Genomic DNA, 17,021 nt, shown 5'->3' with positions numbered 1-17,021 from the left:
CAGATGCCACTGATTATTACGACCAAGCAAGTACTTGGTCATCACGAGAAACTAAAGGAGTCTGAAATGACACAGCGCCAGGGACAAGATCCACGACTTGATACAAGCAGAACAATTCGTGCACCTCACGGAGATAAACTGCGCGCAAAATCTTGGCTAACCGAAGCCCCTCTTCGTATGCTGATGAACAACCTTGATCCTGATGTTGCAGAACATCCACATTCACTGGTTGTATATGGCGGCATTGGCCGAGCAGCGCGAAACTGGGAATGTTACGACAAGATTGTTGAAGTACTTGAAAGACTCGAAGATGACCAAACGCTTTTAGTTCAATCAGGCAAGCCTGTTGGTGTTTTCCCTACTCATAAAAATGCCCCACGCGTGCTTATCGCAAACTCAAACCTTGTTCCGCATTGGGCAAACTGGGAACACTTCAACGAGCTAGATAAACAAGGCTTGATGATGTACGGCCAAATGACCGCTGGCAGCTGGATATACATTGGATCGCAAGGTATCGTACAAGGCACATACGAAACGTTCGTATCTGTTGCAAAAAAACACTTTGACGGTGAAGCAAAGGGCCGTTGGATTCTAACAGGTGGTCTCGGTGGCATGGGTGGTGCTCAACCTCTCGCTGGTACAATGGCGGGCTTCTCCATGATTGCAGTAGAGTGTGATGAATCACGTATCGATTACCGCCTACGTACAGGCTATGTCGATAAGAAAGCGGCTTCTTTAGATGAAGCGCTAGCTATCATTAAAGAGTCAGACACACCAATATCGGTTGGCCTACTAGGTAATGCAGCAGACGTTTTCTCTGAGCTGGTAGAACGTAATATCACGCCTGATGTCGTAACAGACCAAACGTCTGCACACGACCCGCTCAATGGCTATTTACCACAAGGCTGGAGCATGTCTCACGCAGCAGAAATGCGTTTGCAAGATGAAGCAATGGTCGTAAAAGCCGCGAAAAAATCCATGGCTGTGCAAGTTCAAGCGATGTTAGAGCTGCAAAATCGCGGCGCCGCAACACTCGACTATGGCAACAACATCCGCCAGATGGCCTTGGAAGAAGGCATAGAAAACGCATTTGATTTCCCTGGCTTCGTTCCAGCCTACATTCGTCCTCTATTCTGTGAAGGTATCGGTCCTTTCCGTTGGGCTGCTCTCTCTGGCGATCCTGAGGACATTTATAAAACCGACCAAAAAGTAAAAGAGCTAATTCCAGATAATCCGCACTTACATAACTGGCTAGATATGGCTCGCGAACGCATCCAGTTCCAAGGTTTACCTGCGCGTATTTGCTGGGTTGGTCTTAAAGATCGTGAGCGTCTTGGTCAAGCATTCAACGAAATGGTGAAAAATGGCGAACTTAAGGCGCCCGTTGTCATTGGTCGAGACCACTTAGACTCTGGCTCTGTAGCAAGCCCGAACCGTGAAACCGAAGGTATGATGGACGGTTCTGACGCCGTATCAGACTGGCCATTATTAAACGCGCTACTCAACACGGCGGGCGGCGCAACTTGGGTTTCACTACACCACGGTGGTGGCGTAGGTATGGGCTTCTCGCAACACTCAGGTATGGTTATCTGCTGTGACGGCAGTGAAGATGCCTCAGAACGTATTGCCCGCGTGCTGCATAACGACCCAGCAACAGGCGTGATGCGTCATGCTGATGCGGGATACGATATCGCTAAACAATGTGCAGCAGAGCAAGGGCTAGATTTGCCAATGCTCAACGAAGAACTGAAGAAGCTCAAGTAAGGATGAAAGAGATGTTAAATTTAACGCTAAAGCCAGGTCATATTAGCTTAAACGAACTACGCCAAGTGAGCCGTTCACCAGTCAACCTTACTTTGGATCCTGAAGCCATTCCGGCCATTGAAGAAAGCACACAGGTCGTAGACCGAGTCATCGCGGAAGATCGAACGGTTTACGGAATTAACACTGGTTTTGGGCTATTGGCTAACACACGAATAGCACCAGAAGATTTAGAAACACTGCAACGCAGTATCGTTCTCTCTCATGCGGCAGGTATCGGTGAGTTTATGTCAGATGAAACGGTTCGTCTGATGATGGTATTAAAAATCAATAGTCTGTCTCGTGGCTTTTCTGGGATTCGCCTAAAAGTCATTAATATGCTGACCGACCTAGTCAACGCACAAGTTTACCCTTGCGTACCTAAAAAGGGCTCTGTTGGCGCATCAGGTGACTTAGCTCCTCTAGCCCATATGAGCACAGTATTACTGGGAGAAGGACAAGCTCGCCACAACGGTAATATCATTTCCGGGCAAGAAGCTTTAAAAATCGCAGGTCTAGAGCCTATCACTCTGGCGCCAAAAGAAGGCTTAGCGCTACTAAATGGGACTCAGGCATCCACAGCGTTCGCATTGGAAGGCCTGTTTATCGCGGAAGACCTTTTCGCGTCAGCAACCGTTTGTGGTGCAATGTCTGTTGAAGCCGCTCTCGGCAGCCGACGTCCATTCGATCCGCGCATTCACCGTGTACGTGGTCATCGCAGCCAAATGGACGCAGCACTCGCATACCGTCATTTGTTAGACACATCGAGTGAAATAGGTGATTCGCACACTAACTGTGAAAAAGTACAAGACCCGTATTCTTTGCGCTGTCAGCCTCAAGTGATGGGTGCGTGTTTACAGCAAATCCGCAATGCGGCGGAAGTACTACAAGTAGAAGCGAACTCCGTATCAGATAATCCGTTGGTGTTTGCTGAAGATGGTGACATCATCTCTGGCGGTAACTTCCATGCGGAGCCTGTTGCAATGGCAGCCGACAACCTAGCACTTGCGATTGCCGAGATCGGCAGCTTGTCTGAACGTCGTATGGCATTACTTATCGATAGCGCGCTATCAAAACTGCCACCGTTCTTAGTCGACAATGGTGGTGTGAACTCTGGTTTCATGATTGCTCAGGTTACCTCTGCTGCGTTAGCAAGTGAAAACAAAACACTCGCTCACCCAGCGTCAGTAGACAGCTTGCCAACATCTGCAAACCAAGAAGATCACGTGTCAATGGCAACATTCGCGGCTCGCAGATTGAAAGAAATGGGCGAAAACACTCGCGGTATTCTGGCTGTCGAATACCTCTCAGCAGCACAAGGCCTAGACTTTAGAGCGCCAAACAAGTCCTCTGAGCGTATTGAGATTGCGAAACAAATGTTGCGTGAAAAAGTATCGTTCTACGATAAAGATCGCTACTTTGCGCCGGACATTGAACAGGCAAACACTCTGCTTAAGCTGGCTATCCACAACACGCTCATGCCAGAGAGCTTGTTACCAAGTATTCAATAATTAAGCATAACTGGCATTTCATCGAATAAACAGATGATGACTTGAAGGCTCTACGTTCTGCGTGGAGCCTTTTTACATACGATTAAACATGTTGATGGCACTGTTTATGAACGCCTGTCTACTTTGATGGCTATACTTTAAAAGATAGGCGAGCGAAAAGGTCGTTGTTTATTGCTTTCACAAATAAAAGCGTTGCTAAAGTATGCGTTTTTAACGGTTTATCCGCCGAAATAGTGTCTTATTGTTAGGATACGGTGAAGTTTTCACTGGATGGACCATTGCTACGCAGATATTCGCATATAATCCCACACAGTTTTGGTTACTACGTAAAAATTATGTTTCTAACACCTTATTTTTCAAACACTAATCACCAGTTTCAGTTCACTCGCGAACAAGCAAGCCACTTTGCAAAACGTGTCGCAGGTGACTACAACCCAATTCATGATGAAGACAACAAACGCTTTTGTGTCCCTGGGGATTTACTTTTCGCAGTGCTCCTTAGTAAAGAAGGCGTTAGCCAAAAGATGCGTTTTAACTTCTCTGGCATGGTAAACGATGGTGTAGCACTTCATATTGAAAATAAGTGTGACAAAGAAAGCGCTGTTGTTGACGAGGCAGGTAAAGAATACTTACACATGTCCCGTGAAGGTGAAACTAACCACGATCCGGCATTTATTGAGCATGTAGTGACAAATTACGTGCAATTTTCTGGTATGAACTTCCCTCACATCATGGTTCCTCTTATGGAAGAGAAGCAAATGATGATTAACTGCCAGCGTCCATTAGTTATTTATGAAAGCATGGAAGTCGAATTTTCACGCTTAGACCTTACGCATCCAGAGGTGGATTTCACTGGCGCAACATTCGATGTAGAAGGAAAACGAGGTGTAGTCACCTTAAACTTTGCGTTCAAAGAAGACGGTGAAGTCGTTGGTAAAGGTATTAAGCGCATGGTTGCAAGTGGCTTGAAGCCATATGACCAAGAAGCGGTTGACGACCTTGTACGCCGCTTTAATGAACGTAAGGATGCATTCCTAGCAAAGTTCGTTAAGGCAGCCTAGTCGACTGCCCTATCAGAAGCGCACAAAAAACGTGTTTACTAAAAGAAAGCCCAACGTCGACCGTTGGGCTTTCTTTTTATGTCTCATCCAAACAAAACTAAACGCAATGCTTAGAGCCAACGACGAACATGGTTTTTATAATCCACATACTCTTCACCAAACAATCGCTCTAAAACGCGTTCCTCAGGCTTGATTTGAAACCGATTCATATAACTGACAAATATCACGCCACAAAGCACCACACTCAAGTGCTGCCACCACAAACCAGTTGCTATGATTAGAAGCAATAATGCCGTGTACATAGGGTTGCGTGAAAAGGCAAACACACCAGTTCTTACAACAGAAGATGCCGCTTCAGGTTTTACTGGGTTCACTGTGGTTTTTACTTTGCGAAATTCATACACGCCAGCAATGCCCATGTAGCCAGACAACAAAGTTAATACACCTACTACAAATTCAACAAAGGGGACTCGAATGTTCATGCTCGGCGTCAAAACTTTAAGTCCGTACATCAAAAGTATGACTAGCAAAAACACCGCAACAGGTGGGACTTTGAGTTCAAGTTTTCTCAAGATTCATATCCTTTGAAAGGGTCTAAGTACGGTTTCTAAAAAGCCCAGTAAAACTGGGCTTGATTTAGTCCGATTACAACAAAGTTAACAATGCCTGAACGGGATGCTTGGGCTTCGTTCCTTCAAAGCGTTTCACTTGGCTGCGGCAAGAATAGCCTGTAATCAAACATCTCTCGCTATCCAACTTATCTAAGCTTGGCTTCCAGCTTAAATTGTAAATGTCTTTCGACATCGACAACTTATCAACCTCATGACCAAACGTACCCGCCATACCACAACAACCAACAGGTACCGTATTCAAAACTGCACCAAAGTGAGCAAAAATAGCGCCCCACTCTTTTTCCGCATTTGGCATTTTGGTTTTTTCAGTACAGTGCGCAAACAGATACCAAGGTTCCTGCGCCTTATGCTCTCCGCTTTCAAACGCTTCTAGTCTTGGGTAAAGCCATTCGTGGGCTGTTAGTACATCGAAATTACCTCGCTTACTGCCAAGCACTTCAGCGTATTCATCTCGATAACACAGCACCAAAGCAGGATCGACGCCAACTAATGGAATATCCAGATCCGCTACCATCGCCAAGAACTTCGCTGTGTCGGCTGCTGTGTCCTTAAACTGACGTAAAAACCCTTTAATGTGTTGTGCTTTACCATTCGGCTTAAACGGCAGAAGCACCGGATTCATACCCAGCTTTTTCAATAACTTAACGAAGTCTTCAACGACATCAGCGTCGTAGTAACTAGTGAATGGGTCTTGAACAATTAAAACATGCTTGCTCTTTTCAGACGAAGACAAACCACTGAGCGCTTGCAGATCATAAGGCGTTGTCAGCGACTCTACTCGTTGTTTCAAGGTGGGTACTGATAACAACGGCGCATCGACATACCCGACCGTAGATGCCGTTAAACTTTTCACCCACGACTGCTTCAAAACACCATTTACGACACCTGGCGCTTTCGCCATCATCGGCAGCATAGTCTCAATGTTCGCAACCAGATAGTCTTTTGCAGGACGTTGGTAACGAGAGTGATAGATGTTTAAAAAGCGCGAGCGAAAGCTCGGAACATCGACTTTAATCGGACACTGACTCGCACACGCTTTACACGCCAAACAACCATTCATCGCTTCATACACTTCGTGAGAGAAGTCATACTCGTGACGACGATTGATAGAATGACGTACGCGGTCAATCATGGTTTTGATTGATGTTTTGTTTTCTAGTGTTTGCTTTTCTAAGTCAAGAATATCAATGCCTTGCTCAGTAAGCTGACGCAACCACTCGCGAACCAAACCCGCACGACCTTTCGGTGAATGACGACGATCGGCTGTTACTTTCATCGATGGACACATTGGCGAGCTGGTATCGTAGTTAAAACACAAACCGTTACCGTTACATTCCATCGCTTGTTTAAAGCTGTCACGTACTTGAACGTCAATCTGACGGTCATAGTAACCACGTTTGGTATCGGTAACTTTGACAAGCTCTGCATCACTATCCAGCGGTGTACAGATTTTGCCCGGGTTCATTTTGTTGTGTGGATCGAATGCCGCTTTCACACGTCTCAGTTCAGTAAACAACTCGTCGCCGAAAAACTCAGGGCCATATTCTGAACGGAAACCTTTGCCGTGTTCACCCCACATCAAACCGCCGTATTTCGCCACCAGCTTGACCACTTCATCAGAAACTTCGTGCATCAATGCTTCTTGGTGCGGGTCACACAAATCCAACGCAGGACGTACGTGAAGCACCCCAGCATCGACGTGACCAAACATGCCGTAATTCAGAGACTTGCTGTCTAACAGTTCTCGAAACTCTACAATGAAGTCCGCCAGGTTTTCTGGTGGCACACAGGTATCTTCAGCGAATGCGACCGGTTTAGCACGACCTTTTGCTGCGCCTAACAAACCCACCGCTTTTTTACGCATGTTGTAAATACGCCCAATGCTCGCTACATCGTTACAAACTTGGTAGCCGATAATGCCCGCTTCTTCTGTTTCCAACATGGTATCGAGCTTGGCGGTCAACGCTGCAACCTGAGCAGCAACTTCCTCTTCGTCCTGACCTGCGTATTCCACCATATTGATGCCAAGCATCTCTTTATTTGGAACATCGGTAAGTAAATCGCTCACGGTGTGCCAAACGATATCTTGCTTCGCGAGATTAAGCACTTTTGAGTCAACGGTTTCTACAGACAGCGCTTTCGCCTCTACCATAAACGGTGCATTACGCAGTGCAGAATCAAAGCTGTTGTATTTAACGTTAACCAACGTACGCGCTTTCGGAATTGGCGTCAGGTTCAGCTTTGCTTCGGTAATAAATGCCAATGAACCTTCCGCGCCGCAAAGTACTCGTGTGATATCGAAACGGTCACCGTCTTCATTCAAGGCATTTTTTAAATCGTAGCCCGTTAAAAATCGGTTAAGAGGAGGAAACTTATCTACGATCTGCTGGCGTTTTTCACGACATACGGATTCCGTTACACGTAGCGCCTTGGCAGCAAACTCGCCTTCTTTTGGGTAACCATGGGACAAGTCCGACTCTAAAATTGAACCATCAGCAAACACCGCTTGTAGCGACAAAACATGATCGGATGTTTTTCCGTATTTCAGAGAGCCTTGACCAGAAGCATCGGTGTTGACCATGCCGCCAATCGTTGCACGGTTACTGGTAGATAAGTCTGGAGAGAAGAAGTAGCCATAAGGGCGAACAGCGTCATTTAACTGGTCTTTCACTACACCAGTTTGTACACGAACCCAGCCTTCTTTCTCATTAATCTCAAGCACTTTGTTCATGTGACGAGACATATCCACCACAATACCTTTGGTTAGCGACTGACCATTGGTCCCTGTGCCGCCACCACGAGGTGAAAAGGTAATTCGTTCGTACTTTTCTTTATTGCTCAGTTTCCCGAGGAGAGAAACATCTTCTGTCGTTTTGGGATGAACGACAGACTGAGGAAGTTGCTGGTAAACACTGTTGTCAGTGGCAACCGCTAGTCGGCTTGAATATTGGCTTTCGATATCACCAGTGAATCCGGCGTGCTCAAGCTCTTTCAGAAAACTAAGAACAAGAGGATCGACATCAGTTTGCGAGTGTAATCTTGGTAACATTTGCTTCCTGCCCCTACGACGCTGATCCGATCAGCTGCGGGTTATGTAATTATTTGCTCACTTCTCATACAAATTGGCGCTAAGCGAAAAAAAAACACCACAAAAGAGTTAGTGAAGTAATATTCTTTGAATTTCGTCACTTTACAACATTTAAAAAGACGAGCAAATCAGAATCTCGATACAATAATTAAACTTATGCTTTATTTTTTCACGCTTGATGCCTTACATTGGGGAACGAATCGCGTTTCTAGATGAGTTTTCAGAATGAAAAAAAATAAAATTGTGACCACTGAAGATATCCTTCTCAAACTTTGCCAGTCTGTTTCTGGCGTACTTACTTCGGCGACATCTTCTCAAGTAAATTATTCAGCAATGGTGCAAAAAATCCACAAGACTAGCCTCAAACCAGATTTTGGCTGTTTTGTTCTGTTTGATGGCGGATTTACCGGGCTAGTTGTGATTAATTTTACGGCAAAAGCCGCACTGGAGATCTACACGAACTACATGCGTAATATGGGCATGCCAGAAGAAGAACTGGCAATATCTCATACTTCTGACGAGGTAGGCGATGTTCTGGGTGAACTCATGAATCAACTGGTCGGAGACTTCACTAATAAAATTCGTAAAGACCTGCAAACGAACATCACACAAAACCAACCAAAAATGCTAGCGCTGAATAAGCAAGTTATCTTACAAGTTGATACCAACCTTGACCGCCCTCAAGCGCGCAGAGTGACGTTCTCCACCGAAAACAACAATATTTTCTATCTCGAACTAGCAATGGATAAAACTGAGTTCATCCAACTGGAAGAGTTTGAAGTTGCTGAAGACGAAAACCCAGACGACATTTTAGAGGCAACACGTAAACAGTTGGCTGAGAAAGAATCTAAATCGTCGGGATCAAACGATGATGCCGATGACTTGCTCAACCAGCTCGGGTTGTAATTCTAACGAATCTTAATGAAGAATGGCTTCTTAGACACAAGTACGACTTCATACTGATTACGACGAACTAAAACGCCAGCCTCGCTTAATGCGAGGCTTCTTTTTATGTGCAGAAATTATCTTCAGTCCCACCTTGTATTTCGTTTTTATGTCAAAAAAGGTAATATGTCTGACTTCATAAATTTTCTGCTTTCGTTACTGGTTGTCGATGGATAAACAAAAAGCTCTGAAAAAAATCGCCAAGTGCTTAGAACTGGGCAATTCCGCTAATGTTAATGAGGCTGCCAATGCTATCAAAATGGCACATCGCCTCATGCTTAAATATGGTCTCGATAAAGACGATATTGAGTTCATCAGAATGGGAAAAACACAATCTTCTCATCTGCTACCAGCGAACATCAGTTCTACCATATTGCGAGTGATTCGCGGCATTAACACAAAATTCGGTGTCGAAGCAGTATTGTTGAATCACAAAGGGCTCAAACGTGTCGAATTTATCGGTGAAGCAGATCGCGCTATTTTTGCTGCATTTGCTTTCGATATTGTTTATCGCGAGATGAACGAAAGTACCGGACAATTCCGAAACAGCTTTGCTGGCACCGGCACCTCTTCTCAGGAAGTGACTCGCCGTGTGAACTCATTTGTATCTGGCTGGGTGGAAGGCGCGATTGAAAAATTGCCAATTATTTCTCCAGATGAAGAGTCGGCCAATAAAATTAATGACTATATTGATAAAGAATTCCAAAACATTGACCGCGAAACGTTCAAGAAGCAATTGAAAGAAGCGATGAAAAACCTAACTGAAGACTACGAAGTGGGCTTAAAGAAAGGTAGAAAGGTTTCAGTTAATCGTGGAGTGGGCGGCGAACAAGCACGCAAAATGTTGGGCGATTCATCGAAATAGCCAGAATAGTAAAGGATTCACATAAGCAGCAATGACTTCGATGTCGATGGGGCTTACTTTGAGAGCTTTGGCAGTATTGATAGGAATTTTCTTACAGAAACTCTTATCAATCTTACTTTCTCATAACAAATATTAATGCTTGTTTATTCATAATTCGCATCCCATTATGAGGCATGGTTTCGCCTCAGTTTTATACGGAGATTTTCCCTTGAAAAAGATGCCTATTGCACTAGCTCTAGTGCTAGCTCTTACTGGCTGTCAAGCCACTCAACGCCAAAATGCAACAACGGGTGAATACGAAACTAACTCCACCACGCAAGGCGCGCTTATTGGTGCGATCGCTGGCGCAGCAATCGGCCTAGCAACGGGTGATGATGCTAAAGAACGTCGTCAGCATGCACTCATTGGTGCAGCCGCAGGCGGAGCGACTGGCGCTGGCGTTGGTTACTACTTTGACCAACAAGAAGCGGAATTACGTCGCGCTTTGCTAAACTCTGGCGTACAAGTTCAGCGTGTTGGTGAAAATCAGCTTTTACTGCGTATGGAAAACGGTATCGGCTTCTCTTCAAGCTCTTACCAACTTGATGCTAGTATCCATAATACTCTAAGCGGTGTTGCTCGCATCCTAGTTGAGTACCCAGATACCAGTCTCGTTATTGATGGTTACACGGATAGCACAGGCAGTGAGTCATACAACCAAACGTTGTCAGAGCGCCGTGCAGAGTCCGTACGTCAATTCCTAGTATCTCAAAACGTTGCACCTGGTCGTGCAATTGCACGCGGCTACGGCGAACGTAACCCAATTTGCTCAAACCAAACTTCTGAAGGTCGTGCGTGCAACCGTCGTGTTGAAATCCAGATCTTGCCACTGAAGTAATTTGGTTGCACCATAACGGTAATAATAAAAAATTACCGGAGCAGGCCTAACCATTATCGTTAGGCCTGACATATTAATGTCTGTCAAAACGTCTGCCCTACTCTGCTTATTTAGCCTCAGCTTTTCTGGCTACTCACTTGCCTCTCAAGCTCCAAATGACCCCATCGAACAATACGAGTACGCACAACAATTATTGGCATCAAACAAAGCTGAAGCCTCACCAGAAACGCGCTACTGGCTAGAGCAATCCGCCAACCAAGGTTACCTCCCTGCGCAAAAACAGCTCGCGAACGACTTTGCTAAAGGGATAAATGGCGAAAAAAATGAAACACAAGCGTTATATTGGCTAACCTCTATCGCACTCAATGACCCAACCGATCGTGGCTTTCTTCTCGCCGATTTTATTCAGCGCAATCCAGATAAGGTCACAACTGCTCAATTGACTGAAGCCTTGTATCAAATGGCTTCTCAGCATAATCCAGCAGCAGAACAAGCTTATAATCAACTGTTAGAGCAGCGCTTCAACCAACTGCGAGCTAAACAAGTCTCCCAAATAAAGTCGCTCGATAAAAAGGCTGAGCAAGCACAGGAAGAGAAAAGCACAGTTGCAAACCCCAAAGTAGAACACTCGCAGTTTTTATGGCTGATCTGGCTAGCGGCGATACTCATCATCAGCGGCTTAAGTTTTCTCGTAATCAAGAAACTTAAGCAGAATAGAAAAGCGCTTGAAGCCAAAGAGGAAAGCCAAAATCAACGAATGGCGAAAAAAATAAAAGAGCTAGAGTTTACGAACAAGCAACTGAAACGCCAGCTAGAGAAAGTATTCAAAGAATTTAAGAAATCCAAAACCCAGGCAGAGAACCATAAGCTAAGCGTCGCGTGTGCTATGTTTGGCTACACACCACAACACATCCCTGATTTACAAGCAATCAAGCTACGCTATAGACAGCTATCAAAGCTTTATCATCCTGACACAAGAGGCAGTGAAGAAGAAATGAAGCGACTCAATCATGCCTTTAAGCTCGTCTCACAAAATGTTACAAAACAGTAAAAATAGGTCAGGATACTTTGGCTAGCATGCTTTTAGACCTATATAATCAAGCGCCGCAATCGATCTCCCTCTCAAACAAATTAACAGACATTTAACTTAAGTCGCGCTTTTATGCCATAATGCCCGGCGCAAAATAACACCTAACGACTCAAATTAATCTAGGTGGGGAGAAAATCAATGTTCACTGAAGAAGGCACCTGTGATTGGTGTAAAAAACCTAGCCTTGTAACTCGTCACGATTATTTAGATGGCAAGCACCACTACTCATGTAAAGCTTGTTACGACATGGCGAAAATCGACGTGCGCCTATTTAACCAAGGCGAATTACAAATGCGCGAACGCTTGCAACGAGCGAGCTAAGCAAGACGGAATCAACGGAACTGATTTTCAAAGGCGCCTCTTAAGGCGCTTTTTTGATCGGCCAAGCCCTATTTCCAATCTCTATCTCGTATTCCCTCCTATCTTACATAGCACGTCGCATCGGTTATCAGCCCTCTCCCACTGTATACAAACCATTGTCCGTGAAAAACACCTGTATATACAGTAGTAAACCCCTGTATGTCTCTCGTCCAGTTTTCTACTCACCTCACATTTTTAAATTGATGTTAGACATATCAAAAATGAAAAACAACCACATAAATTCAATTACTTAGAATCAAATCCTTTTATTTCCTTCTCAAAAAACCGCAAATAACTTTTGAGAAACTGGTTGATCAGGTCACCAAAACAAACTACTGTATACACATACAGCATGTATAAAGGAACAGTAAGATGCAGTTACAAAGTCAATCTCATACATACTCTCGTTACAACGTATTGGCACAAGCAACTAAGCCCATGGCCGTTTCGGATCAGCTTCTATCTAAGCTGGCTGTTTTATCGCAGCAGAAACAATGGATTTTGTTTACAGCAGACTGCCCTCGTCCAGACTTTGAACAACTCACTGCTTCTAATATTTGCTGTAAAAACGTTATTCAAATGAAGCCCTCTCAACAGCTTTCAGAAGTCGAGATCGTGATAAAAGCCATCTGCTCAGGCAATGCCAGTGCTGTTGTCGCATCCAATAAAATTGCACTTATGAATCAATCTATGTTGCGCGACATGGCGCAGCGCTATCAGTGTGAAGTCTTTTTCGTCGAAGGCAGAGTTAATAAGTACCACTAATAAGTTCGACGTTATCCATCCTGCATCTCGCCTCCTTTTTAAGGGGGCTTTTTTTGTATTAAAGAAAACAGGCAAACGTTTGCTTTTTCTCTGGCGAGTTAAAATAGTTCTGGTATGATGCCCACATTCGATTTATTCAGCGCCCACATTTTGCTGAATATCTTCTCTTTCTGACGTTTGATTAAGATGATAGGAATGTCGCAATGAGCCTTGCTAATCAAGTACTTGCCGTCAATGACGACCTGCCAATTCGCACCCATAAACCCGTTCATAGTGGAAAAGTTCGTTCAGTTTACTGGTTAACTGAAGAAGACAGCGCCCGACTGATCAAAGAAAAAGGATACAATGTCGCTCCAGATGCGCCTTTGGCTATCATGGTGATTAGCGACCGAATCTCTGCATTCGATTGTATTTGGCATGCTGAAGGTGGTCTTAATGGTGTCCCGGGTAAAGGGGCTGCGCTTAATGCGATTTCTAATCACTGGTTCAAACTGTTCAAAGAAAATGGCTTAGCAGATAGCCATATTCTAGACATTCCTCACCCTTTTGTTTGGATTGTACAAAAAGCCAAACCGGTAAAAATCGAAGCCATCTGCCGCAAATACATCACGGGTTCGATGTGGCGCGCTTACGCAAATGGCGAGCGCGAGTTTTGTGGAATCCAACTTCCTGAAGGGTTAGAAAAAGACAAAGCACTGCCAGAGTTGCTAATGACCCCATCCACAAAAGGCATTCTAAAAGGCATTCCCGGTGTGCCAGAAGCGGATGACGTTAATATTACTCGTCAAAATATCGTAGACAACTACGAAGCATTTAACTTCTCAAGTGCGGACGATATCGCACTCTACGAAAAACTGCTGAAAGAAGGCTTTAACGTTATCAGTCAAGCATTAGAAGCAATTGACCAAATCTTTGTCGATACCAAATTCGAATTTGGTTATGTTCATGATGCTGCTGGCAATGAAAAGCTGATTTACATGGATGAAGTGGGTACACCAGACTCGTCTCGTATATGGGATGCTAAAGAGTACCAAGCAGGTCACATCGTAGAGAACTCAAAAGAAGGTTTCCGCCAGTTCCTACTTAACCACTTCCCTGACCCAGATATCTTGCTAAATAAAGAACGTATGCCAGAGCGTGAAGCACTCGCTCGTGATAATGCTTTACCCGTCGAATCTTTGATGGCGATTTCGAGCACCTACATTGGTATTGCCGAGAAGATTACAGGCAAGCCGATTCATTTGAGTGAGAATCCGAAAGCGGAAATCATCGAAGTTCTGAGCAAAGAATACGGATTGATTGACTAGCACTGTCGCTAGATTGCTAAATGCTTTCCAATAAAAAGTCCGCACTAGCTTGCGGACTTTTTTCGTATTAGGCTCAGTTTAGCCGATATTTAACGTAGTGCCATCTGTTGTAGAGGCTGACTTGGTCGTCACCTGATATGTTTTGTCTTTAATCGTTGATACGAAATACCAGGTCGACTCTGCCTTGTCGGGCGTAAAAGTAACGCGCATAAAGCCACGCTGTTTGATGTCTGCCCACTGTAATTCTGACACTAAGTGCGGCAGCGTGTATTCCATTTGAGCGATCGCAACAGGGTCTAACGCGAGGTAGGCCTCTAACCCAGGGGAACTCACAGAGCTAGTCGCAAACTCTACCCCGATAGGATGCTTAGATACGTCTTTAAGCTCACTTGCCCATGCGTTGTGCGTATCTCCTGCCAAACAGACAAAGTTACCACTGCTGGCTTTGGCCAGTTGATAAACGTTCTCTCGCTCAACGTAGTAACCATCCCATGCATCTAGGTTATATGGCAAAGCAATGGTATCTAAACTTGGGTCAGAGAGATAACCCGTAATCGCAGAGTTTACCGCTAATAACGCCTCTGTTTTTTGTTCTTCAGTGGCAGTAAACAATTGAAACATCGCGGTCATAACCGAACTTGGCAACTCCATACGAGACATTAACACTTGTTGCCCTAGCACATTCCAAGTTGCGTCGTGCGTACTGAACGCATCCATCAGCCACGCGAGTTGGTCACCGCCTAACAGCTCTCGGTCTTGACTGCGCGACTGAGCAACTAAACCGCCAATCGCTTCCATCGTTGGTGAGCTGAGCGAGAAATAATCCAACGGTTTATCACGCCCCACAAGTCGCGTGTCGAGCATCATCAAATTGACTAAACTTCCAAACGAAAACTGACGGTAAATCAGCATGTTTGAGAAAGTGTTTTCACGAACGGGCAACCATTCTGTCCACGCGGCAGCCGCAGCTGCACGACGATCATTAAAGCTGCCTTCCTCTTCTTGATGGTTTTCCGCACCATTTTTCCAACTATCATTTGCAAGCTCATGGTCATCCCAGACTGCAATCATTGGTAGGCTCGCATGTAACGCTTGCAGATCAGCATCTTGGCGATATTGCGCATACCGTTTTCGGTAATCATCTAAGGTAATGCATTCAGTGCCTTTGCTTGGCTCTCGCCCTAGTGCCTCAGCATCTTCACTAGCGTAGCCACCAGCCCCATACTCATAAATGTAATCACCGAGATGAAGTACCACATCAAACGGTTCTTGCTCATGTTGATTTAAGATCTCTCGATACACATGGAAATAACCAGCAGGATAGTTTGCACAAGAAACAACGGCCATGGATGCCTTTTCTACACCACCCTCTGGTAATGTTTGAGTTTGCCCGACTTCGCTAGTGACATCTCCAACCATGAATCGATAGTAATAGTGAGAATTTGCGTTGAGGTTTTGAACATCAACTTTTACCGTAAAATCTCGGCTCGTATCTGTAGCGAAAGTGCCACTTTGCACGATATCAGTAAAATTTTCATTAGAAGAAACTTGCCAGCTTACATCTGCGTAGCTTGCTGAGGTCGTAACTCGAGTCCAAATGATTACTTGTGTTTGAGTAGGATCTCCACTCGCCACTCCGTGCTCAAAGGTAACCGCAGCAGATTCACTAGCATCGCTACCACAGCCCACCAGCCCGGTAACAATCGCCGTTGAAGAGGCAGCTTTCATAAAGTCTCGACGAGACAAAGACATATTGACTTCCTTTCTTATTGTGTTTGTTTTTATGCCCAAATGACGTGGTGACTCGATCATCCTTGTATGCCAATAAGGGACGTTAATTCGAACTTACAGTACCAACCACTTAGTCGGTAATTTGTCCTAAAAACACAAAGTTAGAAGCTAGTTATGACAATTGCATTTCCAAAGGTTACATTTTTGTTAATTTAAGTGCAAATACTCTATATTCATCACATTTCCTAAGACCTGCGACAAAAACCTCAAAATAAAAAGCGACCTACTTTGAGGTCGCTTTTCATTGCACTATTGTTAAGTGGTACATCGATGAAGTGGAAATGTTCAGCCTAAAACTTGATGTTAAGGACATCTTGTTCTGACGTATCCACCTTCAACTGACTGCGAGATTCTATGTACTCGATTTGCTGAACATCGAGCGAATATGGCATAACGACTCGCAATTCATTGATCCCTTCATGTTTAGCTAGCTGGGTTAAGCGGACCAAATTGGATTCATCACTTTTACGAGAAGACATCGATTTTAATGCGGCATCCCACAACCGATCTTCAGGCTTGCTCAATTCCGCAATGTTCTGTTTCCACATCAAACCGAAAATAGGCGCGATGGTGGCAAATGCCTCTAAAAAGGTCCATTTCTTACTACCTGTCGCTCCTAAAAAGCTAGTGTAGTCGAATTCAATGCACGTCTTTCCTTGTTGATCCATTCTATGCCCCCGACACTCGAAAATGAGATATACCAAATATCGTTCAACTGTTTTGATATAGCAATGGGATATAAAACATTCGTCTTTTATGCCCTAATTTACATACAAAAGGAAATATTAAAACCAGCTTTGTAACAACTGATGTACAGCTTCGCCATATATAAGCATTCAATTGATTAATATTTCAATTAAGAAACTAAAAACAACACACAAGTAACGCTATCAATATGAAATAATTATAGATTCACCAAGAAAATATCA

At 44.5% G+C, this 17,021-nt stretch carries 14 protein-coding genes; 10 read left to right on the top strand and 4 right to left on the bottom strand.

Translation table 11 applies throughout. From position 1 onward, the window contains the following. Positions 1–66 precede the first annotated feature (66 nt). From hutU to R7Z78_RS04980, 3 genes are all read left to right on the top strand, one after another. The gene (gene hutU / locus R7Z78_RS04990; protein ID WP_104976004.1) at positions 67–1,764 is read left to right on the top strand and encodes a urocanate hydratase; all 1,698 of its coding nucleotides are present in this window, start codon (positions 67–69) and stop codon (positions 1,762–1,764) included. A gap of 11 nt (positions 1,765–1,775) precedes the next feature. Beyond that, positions 1,776–3,311 carry a histidine ammonia-lyase gene (hutH, locus tag R7Z78_RS04985; protein WP_104975253.1) on the top strand — a complete coding sequence of 512 codons (1,536 nt, stop codon included), beginning with the start codon at positions 1,776–1,778 and terminating at the stop codon, positions 3,309–3,311. Positions 3,312–3,646: 335 nt separating this feature from the next. Beyond that, positions 3,647–4,372 (top strand): DUF3581 domain-containing protein, encoded by a 726-nt coding sequence (locus R7Z78_RS04980; RefSeq protein ID WP_017821813.1) that lies wholly within the window; start codon positions 3,647–3,649, stop codon positions 4,370–4,372. Positions 4,373–4,482: 110 nt separating this feature from the next. Here R7Z78_RS04980 and R7Z78_RS04975 read toward each other — a convergent pair whose 3' ends face one another. Together R7Z78_RS04975 and R7Z78_RS04970 are read right to left on the bottom strand one after the other, a co-directional pair. Further along, entirely contained in the window at positions 4,483–4,944 is a 462-nt protein-coding gene (locus tag R7Z78_RS04975; protein WP_033905135.1) for a methyltransferase family protein, read from the bottom strand. Between the two features lie 73 nt (positions 4,945–5,017). After that, entirely contained in the window at positions 5,018–8,053 is a 3,036-nt protein-coding gene (locus tag R7Z78_RS04970; RefSeq protein ID WP_064368092.1) for an FAD-binding and (Fe-S)-binding domain-containing protein, read from the bottom strand. 264 nt (positions 8,054–8,317) lie between these two features. Between R7Z78_RS04970 and R7Z78_RS04965 the strand changes: the two genes are divergently transcribed. The 7 genes from R7Z78_RS04965 (at position 8,318) to R7Z78_RS04935 (ending at position 14,301) form a co-directional block, all read left to right on the top strand. Continuing rightward, complete coding sequence (locus tag R7Z78_RS04965; RefSeq protein ID WP_005388843.1) at positions 8,318–8,998, top strand: DUF3334 family protein; 681 nt, start codon at positions 8,318–8,320, stop codon at positions 8,996–8,998. Between the two features lie 208 nt (positions 8,999–9,206). Continuing rightward, a complete protein-coding gene (locus R7Z78_RS04960; protein WP_005377954.1) occupies positions 9,207–9,902 on the top strand; it encodes a DUF2786 domain-containing protein in 696 nt (231 codons plus the stop codon). A 217-nt stretch (positions 9,903–10,119) separates the two neighbouring features. Continuing rightward, positions 10,120–10,779 carry an OmpA family protein gene (locus R7Z78_RS04955; RefSeq protein WP_169644525.1) on the top strand — a complete coding sequence of 220 codons (660 nt, stop codon included), beginning with the start codon at positions 10,120–10,122 and terminating at the stop codon, positions 10,777–10,779. A gap of 76 nt (positions 10,780–10,855) precedes the next feature. Then, positions 10,856–11,830 (top strand): molecular chaperone DnaJ, encoded by a 975-nt coding sequence (locus tag R7Z78_RS04950; RefSeq protein WP_054577920.1) that lies wholly within the window; start codon positions 10,856–10,858, stop codon positions 11,828–11,830. 177 nt (positions 11,831–12,007) lie between these two features. Continuing rightward, positions 12,008–12,190: a hypothetical protein gene (locus R7Z78_RS04945; RefSeq protein ID WP_005377960.1), complete on the top strand. Its 183-nt coding sequence runs from the start codon at positions 12,008–12,010 to the stop codon at positions 12,188–12,190. 411 nt (positions 12,191–12,601) lie between these two features. Further along, entirely contained in the window at positions 12,602–12,994 is a 393-nt protein-coding gene (locus R7Z78_RS04940; RefSeq protein ID WP_064368089.1) for a SulA-like leucine-rich domain-containing protein, read from the top strand. A 203-nt stretch (positions 12,995–13,197) separates the two neighbouring features. Beyond that, positions 13,198–14,301, top strand: coding sequence for a phosphoribosylaminoimidazolesuccinocarboxamide synthase (locus R7Z78_RS04935; RefSeq protein WP_064368087.1), 1,104 nt, complete (start codon positions 13,198–13,200; stop codon positions 14,299–14,301). 78 nt (positions 14,302–14,379) lie between these two features. Here the strand turns inward: R7Z78_RS04935 and R7Z78_RS04930 are convergent, their stop codons facing one another. Both R7Z78_RS04930 and R7Z78_RS04925 read right to left on the bottom strand, forming a co-directional pair. Next, complete coding sequence (locus R7Z78_RS04930) at positions 14,380–16,053, bottom strand: alkaline phosphatase D family protein (RefSeq protein ID WP_054577921.1); 1,674 nt, start codon at positions 16,051–16,053, stop codon at positions 14,380–14,382. A 329-nt stretch (positions 16,054–16,382) separates the two neighbouring features. Next, positions 16,383–16,760: a hypothetical protein gene (locus R7Z78_RS04925; RefSeq protein ID WP_005377965.1), complete on the bottom strand. Its 378-nt coding sequence runs from the start codon at positions 16,758–16,760 to the stop codon at positions 16,383–16,385. Positions 16,761–17,021 lie beyond the last annotated feature (261 nt).

The sequence above is a fragment of the Vibrio sp. 1167 genome, from assembly GCF_033340375.1.
Classification (GTDB): domain Bacteria; phylum Pseudomonadota; class Gammaproteobacteria; order Enterobacterales; family Vibrionaceae; genus Vibrio; species Vibrio alginolyticus.
This window is presented reverse-complemented; position numbering and strand designations above follow the sequence as displayed.

What these genes read in the sequence shown, in the direction of transcription:
- hutU (WP_104976004.1), top strand. Translation starts at nt 67, where the DNA reads ATGACACAGCGCCAGGGACAAGATCCACGACTTGATACAAGCAGAACA.
- hutH (WP_104975253.1), top strand. Translation starts at nt 1,776, where the DNA reads ATGTTAAATTTAACGCTAAAGCCAGGTCATATTAGCTTAAACGAACTA.
- R7Z78_RS04980 (WP_017821813.1), top strand. Translation starts at nt 3,647, where the DNA reads ATGTTTCTAACACCTTATTTTTCAAACACTAATCACCAGTTTCAGTTC.
- R7Z78_RS04970 (WP_064368092.1), bottom strand. Translation starts at nt 8,053, where the DNA reads ATGTTACCAAGATTACACTCGCAAACTGATGTCGATCCTCTTGTTCTT.
- R7Z78_RS04965 (WP_005388843.1), top strand. Translation starts at nt 8,318, where the DNA reads ATGAAAAAAAATAAAATTGTGACCACTGAAGATATCCTTCTCAAACTT.
- R7Z78_RS04960 (WP_005377954.1), top strand. Translation starts at nt 9,207, where the DNA reads ATGGATAAACAAAAAGCTCTGAAAAAAATCGCCAAGTGCTTAGAACTG.
- R7Z78_RS04955 (WP_169644525.1), top strand. Translation starts at nt 10,120, where the DNA reads ATGCCTATTGCACTAGCTCTAGTGCTAGCTCTTACTGGCTGTCAAGCC.
- R7Z78_RS04950 (WP_054577920.1), top strand. Translation starts at nt 10,856, where the DNA reads ATGTCTGTCAAAACGTCTGCCCTACTCTGCTTATTTAGCCTCAGCTTT.
- R7Z78_RS04945 (WP_005377960.1), top strand. Translation starts at nt 12,008, where the DNA reads ATGTTCACTGAAGAAGGCACCTGTGATTGGTGTAAAAAACCTAGCCTT.
- R7Z78_RS04940 (WP_064368089.1), top strand. Translation starts at nt 12,602, where the DNA reads ATGCAGTTACAAAGTCAATCTCATACATACTCTCGTTACAACGTATTG.
- R7Z78_RS04935 (WP_064368087.1), top strand. Translation starts at nt 13,198, where the DNA reads ATGAGCCTTGCTAATCAAGTACTTGCCGTCAATGACGACCTGCCAATT.
- R7Z78_RS04930 (WP_054577921.1), bottom strand. Translation starts at nt 16,053, where the DNA reads ATGTCTTTGTCTCGTCGAGACTTTATGAAAGCTGCCTCTTCAACGGCG.
- R7Z78_RS04925 (WP_005377965.1), bottom strand. Translation starts at nt 16,760, where the DNA reads ATGGATCAACAAGGAAAGACGTGCATTGAATTCGACTACACTAGCTTT.